Origin of the sequence: Cupriavidus pauculus (assembly GCF_022179805.1) — a bacterium.
In the GTDB taxonomy this organism is placed as follows: Bacteria; Pseudomonadota; Gammaproteobacteria; order Burkholderiales; family Burkholderiaceae; genus Cupriavidus; species Cupriavidus pauculus_E.
In genome coordinates, this window is sequence record NZ_BPUO01000006.1 from 483,537 (window position 1) to 489,536 (window position 6,000).

General features: G+C 55.1%; 3 protein-coding genes. 2 read left to right on the forward strand and 1 reads right to left on the reverse strand.

Annotation, left to right across the window (positions count from 1 at the left end):
- Window positions 1-397: 397 nt before the first annotated feature.
- Both MFF62_RS15265 and MFF62_RS15270 read left to right on the forward strand, forming a co-directional pair.
- Entirely contained in the window at window positions 398-2,539 is a 2,142-nt protein-coding gene (locus tag MFF62_RS15265; protein ID WP_238263953.1) for an ATP-dependent nuclease, read from the forward strand.
- On the forward strand, window positions 2,536-4,338 hold the full coding sequence (locus MFF62_RS15270) for a UvrD-helicase domain-containing protein (RefSeq protein ID WP_238263954.1): 1,803 nt from the start codon (window positions 2,536-2,538) through the stop codon (window positions 4,336-4,338). The genes MFF62_RS15265 and MFF62_RS15270 overlap by 4 nt, the downstream gene beginning before the upstream one ends.
- A gap of 416 nt (window positions 4,339-4,754) precedes the next feature.
- Here MFF62_RS15270 and MFF62_RS15275 read toward each other — a convergent pair whose 3' ends face one another.
- Window positions 4,755-5,681: a hypothetical protein gene (locus MFF62_RS15275; protein ID WP_238263955.1), complete on the reverse strand. Its 927-nt coding sequence runs from the start codon at window positions 5,679-5,681 to the stop codon at window positions 4,755-4,757.
- Between the last annotated feature and the right edge of the window lie 319 nt (window positions 5,682-6,000).

Genomic DNA, 6,000 nt, shown 5'->3' on the forward strand with positions numbered 1-6,000 from the left:
ACGGTGCCACTGCATTTTTCGCCAGTCACTTCTCAGCCGGTGTCCTCAGTCTCGCCATGGGGCCAACAACTTCCCCGGCGCCCGCCAATCTGCGCCATAAGCCCCTGCCAAAGCAATTCAAGGATCGGCGGTTGCAGCTCCTCGGCGGCTGGGCTGGGTGGGCCTCTTCAGTAGGCGCTGCTGATTCTTGACAGCCCGGCGTCACTCGACACGGGATCTCCATGCCTTCATAAATCGAGAGTCGGACGCATACTCTACGTCCGCCCGCCCGTGCGCCAGCGCCGACGGCTGTTGTCATATTCAGCGACAGTTACCACAGCAGTCTGTGACAGTTACCACAGCAGTCTGTGATAATTTGTGCTCTCGTGTGACACAACATAAGAATGCGGAGGCACGCTTGCACATTTCCAAACTAACGCTCGTCAATTATCGAAATTTTGGTAACGCCTCCCTGCGATTCACCAAAGGCGTCAATACGATCATCGGCGAGAACGGCGCAGGGAAGACAAACGTCCTAAGAGCGATCAGGCTCATGCTTGATGACAGCATGGTCCGAGCTTCCTACAGGCTCAATGAATCTGACTTCTACCGAGGACTTGGATCCTGGCGAGGCCATTGGATCATAATCAGCGTCGAGTTCGAGGAGATCAGCGCGGATGAAGCCATTCAAGCTCTCTTTTTACATGGCACGGGAGTCGGTCAGCCTGGCGGCGTGGTTGAGCGAGCAACTTACAATTTGATATTTCGCCCGAATAAGCAGATCAGAATGAATCTTGCCGCTCTGGCGGATTTTGACGTTCCCGGCATGAACGCGATCCTTGATCGGGTTACAGTCGACGACTACGAAACGCTATTTACGGGAAAGAGCGTTGCCGATTTCTCGGATCCCGCTGTCTACCGACGCATTGTGGGAGACTTTGGCAGCGCTGTGTTCAGCCGCGAGATCGAGTTTCCGGAGCTAGGGACACGCATTCCGGGCACGCTGTCGGTCACCAAGGAAGTGTCATTCACTTTCATTCAGGCTCTACGCGATGTGGTATCCGAGTTCCACAACAACCGGACGAATCCGCTCCTTACACTGCTGAAAAGCAAAAGTGGACAACTCGATCCCGTGCAATTTCAGCCAGTCGTAGACCGCGCACGACAGCTAAACGCAGAGATTGAAAATCTGAGGGATGTGCTGACCGTCCGCTCCGACATCATGGAGACGATCCATGGCGCTTCTGGCCAGACGTATTCACCCTCCTTGCTAGCGATCAAGTCTGACCTACCGGATGAAGCGGACTTGCTATTTCAGTCGCTAAAACTCTTCGTCGGTGAGTTCGATGCGAGTCATGAGGGAAGCATTAACGAGCTCAGCCTTGGCGGAGCCAATCTCATTTTCCTCACGCTGAAGCTTCTCGAGTTCAAATACCAGCACGAGCGCCAAGCGCTTGCGAACTTCCTGCTCATCGAGGAGCCAGAGGCGCATCTGCACACTCATGTGCAAAAGACGCTGTTCGATCGCATTGGATATGCCGGTGCGCAGATCATCTACTCGACGCATTCAACGCACATCTCCGAGGTGAGCAACATCCAAAGCGTCAACATCCTAGGGCGCACCGGAACTGCTTGCGAAGCGTTCCAGCCGGCCGCAGGGCTCGCTGCCGATCAGGTGGGCAATGTTCAACGTTACCTCGATGCTGTTCGCAGCAACCTGCTCTTTGCAAAGAGCGTCCTTCTAGTAGAGGGAGACGCCGAAGAAATCCTTATCCCGTTGATGGTGAAGAAGGTTCTTGGAGTCAGCCTAGACGAGCTTGGAGTGAGTCTAGTCAACATCGGCAGTACCGGATTTTCAAACGTATCCGCGCTGTTCCATCAGACTAGAATACGTCGACGTTGTTCGATCATCACTGACCTCGACGCGGCATTTATGAACCCGCATCCATCGCCAGGCGACGATCCCGAGACATTAAAGTTCAAAAGCAAACTCTTAGGAGCCCAGACCTCCGGTGCAGCTCGCAAGGTCGCACTCGACGCGCATACCGCCGACAATGCATGGCTTAAGGCGTTTTATGCTGCCAATACGTTCGAGGTTGATTTCGTGGCATGCGGAAATACGGGACAAGTGGTTGCAACGGTCAATGATGTCTATACGCAGGCAGCAACTCGCGCGCAATCCATAGCCGAGCTGAGCTCAGGAGATCCAGCCCAATTTGGAAGGCGCGTGCTCACCATGGCTAACTATGAAGGTAAGGGGTGGTTCGCGATTCTTCTCGGCAAGCGAGTAGATCACAAAACCGTGATCCCGCCCTACATCCGGCAAGCGATCATCTTCGCGCATGGCACGTTCTCCACCGAACTTATCTTCAGCATACTCAAGCACAGAGTGACACTGAACAACCCTGGCGGAGCCGCCACACCTCCAGAGCTGCAGCGCTATTGGGAACGTCTGCTTGAGTATCGTGCAGGCCGCGTTGACTTCAACACCATCAGAGCGGAGGCTGCGATAGGGCTCCCGGGCGATCAGATCCTAGCATTTTTGGGCGATCTGCCATGACCTTCGTATGGACTCAGACCGAGCTGAACGATGAGCAGTCGCAGGCTGTACGCGAGGAGAACAGCGTGTTCCTGATCGCATGCCCGGGCAGCGGAAAGACCAGAACACTTACCTATAAGATTGCCTATGAGCTCTCACGCCTGCAAAGCAAGCGGCAGTTTATCGTGGCCCTCACTTATACGCACCGAGCGGCCGACGAGATTCATGAACGGATCGAAGGGCTTGGCGTGGACACATCGCAGCTATGGATTGGGACAATCCACTCCTTCTGCTTGGAATGGATTCTGAAGCCCTACGGTATTTACGAGCCAGCCTTAGCACGTGGCTTCCGGATCATTGACGGCCATGAGCAAGAGCGGCTACTGGAAGATCTATGCCGCACGCAGCGAGGAATTACTTATTGGGACTGTGATTACTATTTCACCGATGAAGGGTATGTCTTAGGGTGCAGAGACCAAAGCAAACACGAACGTCTTCATGCGATTTTCTCTCTGTACTTCCGCCACCTGTCAGATAACAGGCAGATTGACTTTGAACAGATCCTCTTCTATGCGTCGCGCCTGATTCAAAGCCAACCACAGATTTCTAAGGTTTTGGCAAACATCTTCCCGTGGATACTGATCGACGAGTATCAGGACACGAAAAGGATTCAATACTCCATCGTTGCCGCCATCGCGAGGGCTGGAGCTGAGCGATCAAAGCTGTTTGTTGTGGGCGACCCTAATCAAGCAATCTTTGGCTCGTTAGGTGGTTTCGCGATGCCAGTTGCCGAGTTACGGCAGCTGTGCGGTGTCCGAATGGACGAGCGTGTGCTGTCTGAAAACTATCGATCTACGGACCGGCTAATCCGATATTTCTCGAATTTCACTGTGTATCCAACCGGAATTCGAGGGGCCTCATTCGACCGAGCGTTCCCAAGCCGTATCAGCTACAACACCAATTTGGAGAGGGACCAGCTCGAAGCTGAGCTTGTGAGACTGATCAGGCTAAGCACCGCTCAGGGCTTTGCTGCGGAACAGATCTGTGTTCTTGCGCCATGGTGGATTTTGCTGGCCGGAGTGACACGCCGACTGGCAGGTGCTTTACCTGAGTATCAATTCGACGGCCCAGGCATGATCCCATTCAGCCGCGATCAGGAGAACTTCTGGTATCGGTTGTCGCGGATCGCACTCACGGATGCAACTCCCTCGCAACATGTGCGGCGCATGCGGTGGGCGACAGAGGTAATTAAAGACCTTGGCAATGAAGGGATCGACACTCGTATGCTAACTGCCAAGCTGCTTCTTCGGGAAAGCAACTCCATCCATCTGAATCAGCTTGACGGCCTGCAATATCTTAGAGAGTACTTCACCTCATTGATGGATCGTCTCGGGGTCGATTGGCAGTCTCACAGGTTGCTCTCAGAGCATCACCAGGCATTCTTCGACAGTTCTGCCGCGAAGATCGCGCGACTACGGAGGGAGGGTGCCGCGTACATCGGAGGCATCGACTTCTTCCGCAAAGTCTTCCAGCACCGGAGTGGTATCACTGTCAACACAATCCATGGTGTCAAGGGTGCCGAGTTCGACGTGGTAATAGCCTTCGGGCTGCTGCAGGGAATGGTCCCCCATTTCAGCGAAGAAGCGGACGCAGACGAAGGGATCAGCAGCGCCCGAAAGTTGCTCTACGTCGTGGGCTCTCGCGCGCGCAAACATCTACATCTGATATCGGAGCGTCAGCGCTTGAGGGGTGGGGGGCGGGGCCCGTACGCAGCAACGGATGTGCTTGCCGCATGCGTGTTCGATTACGACGTCGTGTAGCTTGGCGCAACGATAGGCCCTCACATGTGAAACGCGCATTGTGTTGGTGCGGTCGACAACGTGCGGCGACGGCACACAGAGAGCACGCACAACGCCGAGACCTGACTGCTGCGCCGCCGCCCCGACAAACCGTGACGCTCCGCGGCTTACCAAGCGCCCTTCTGCCTTTTTAGGGTATGCAATGGGGTATGCACGATCTAATAAACTTCCAAGTCATTGATTTATATAGATCATTATGCGTCGATTCGGTCGCTGTACCACCACCAGTTTCATCAAAAAGCCCAGCAGCGATGCTGGGCTTTTTGTTTTGGGGCAATCGGACGACAGAAGGCCCTGAGGGGGACCTCCACTTGCACATCCCCAGAAAATAAAAAAAGTCCGCCGAAGCGGACCAGTGCCGATTGAACTTGCTTCGCTCAGCCTGATGATGGCGGTGACTCCGTGCGCACGGCAGTCAGAAGAACATAGCGCGGCCGTCCGCCGCCGACCTGCGCTCTTGCAAAGGTCGCCACATAGATTGCCCCAAGATTAGCAGCCAGTTCAGCGGGCTCCTCAAGCCTCGGCGCAATCTTGCCGTAGATGACACCCGCCACCCCCTCCTGCTCAAACTCAAAGCTTCTATGGTGAGGGAGCACACCAACAAATCGTCCGGACAAGCTCACTTCTTCTTCCCGAACGTTCTCATTGCTCAACCGCTCAACGCTACGCGCAACCTGTTCGAAGTCCTGAAAGCGGAAGGTCTCGCCGCCTGTCTCGATTGCGCATGCCGCCTGGCCATCCGCAAGGACGACCAGAAACGCCTTCACCTTTTCAAAAGCCCGGTGGTCGATTTCTGACAGAGAGTCAGCCAGCTCATCATCGGTACGCGTTGTACTCTCGATCAGCCGCACTGTTTGCTTCATCGCTTTGCTGAGAGGCGTTTCGCTATCGAGCAGCGAGTCTTGACTCCTCGCTTCCTCAAGTTCAAAGCCAAAAGACCCTACAGCCGTACCAGTAATAAGCAACTGATTCTGGTCGCGATTGGGGATCGGCCCCATTGGCGCGAGCGGGCCCGAAAATGATGCCGCAACAGCCGTGACCGCGTCCGTAAATGCCTTGGTCGCCGCCACGCCAAACTCTGCCGCAATTCCGTGCGTACCTCGCACAGGGCGCCCGCGAAAAGTCAGTCGAGATTTAGCAGGTGGGTTCACTTCCAAGGGCTGACTAGCCAAAGCTGCTCGCACACTCTTCAGGCGAGTCTCAAGGCTAAGCCTGGTGATGCCAGCTCCGGCAGGAAGTCGATTGAGCTGGTTCGCGAGGAAGCGTTCCTCTGCCCGAAGATTTGTCTGTTCCTGTTGATTCATGGTTGCACTCGCTGTGCAGCGCCGGCCGGCGGAGCGGGTAGTACGAAGCCGGCTTCGATCTGCGCAAGCTCTGCCAGTGCGACAGCATCTTCCGCCGGGTTCAGATCGATCTGAAGAAATCCCTTCCACGGGCTGTTTCGCCGGTGTGCCCACATACTGTACCAGTAGGCCGAAACGGTTACCAGTTCACGCGGGCCTGTCAGCGTTTTTGTGTTCAGGGCAGTTAAAGGCTCACCGTCAACTTAGCCGGTGAGCCAGCATTATCTCAGCGAAGCGGGGTGGGTGAAGCGTTCCTCATAGAGAATAGCAAACTGGTTCA

Excerpts from the sequence above, each read along its gene's own strand:
- MFF62_RS15275 (WP_238263955.1), bottom strand. The coding sequence starts at position 5,681 with ATGAATCAACAGGAACAGACAAATCTTCGGGCAGAGGAACGCTTCCTC.
- MFF62_RS15270 (WP_238263954.1), top strand. The coding sequence starts at position 2,536 with ATGACCTTCGTATGGACTCAGACCGAGCTGAACGATGAGCAGTCGCAG.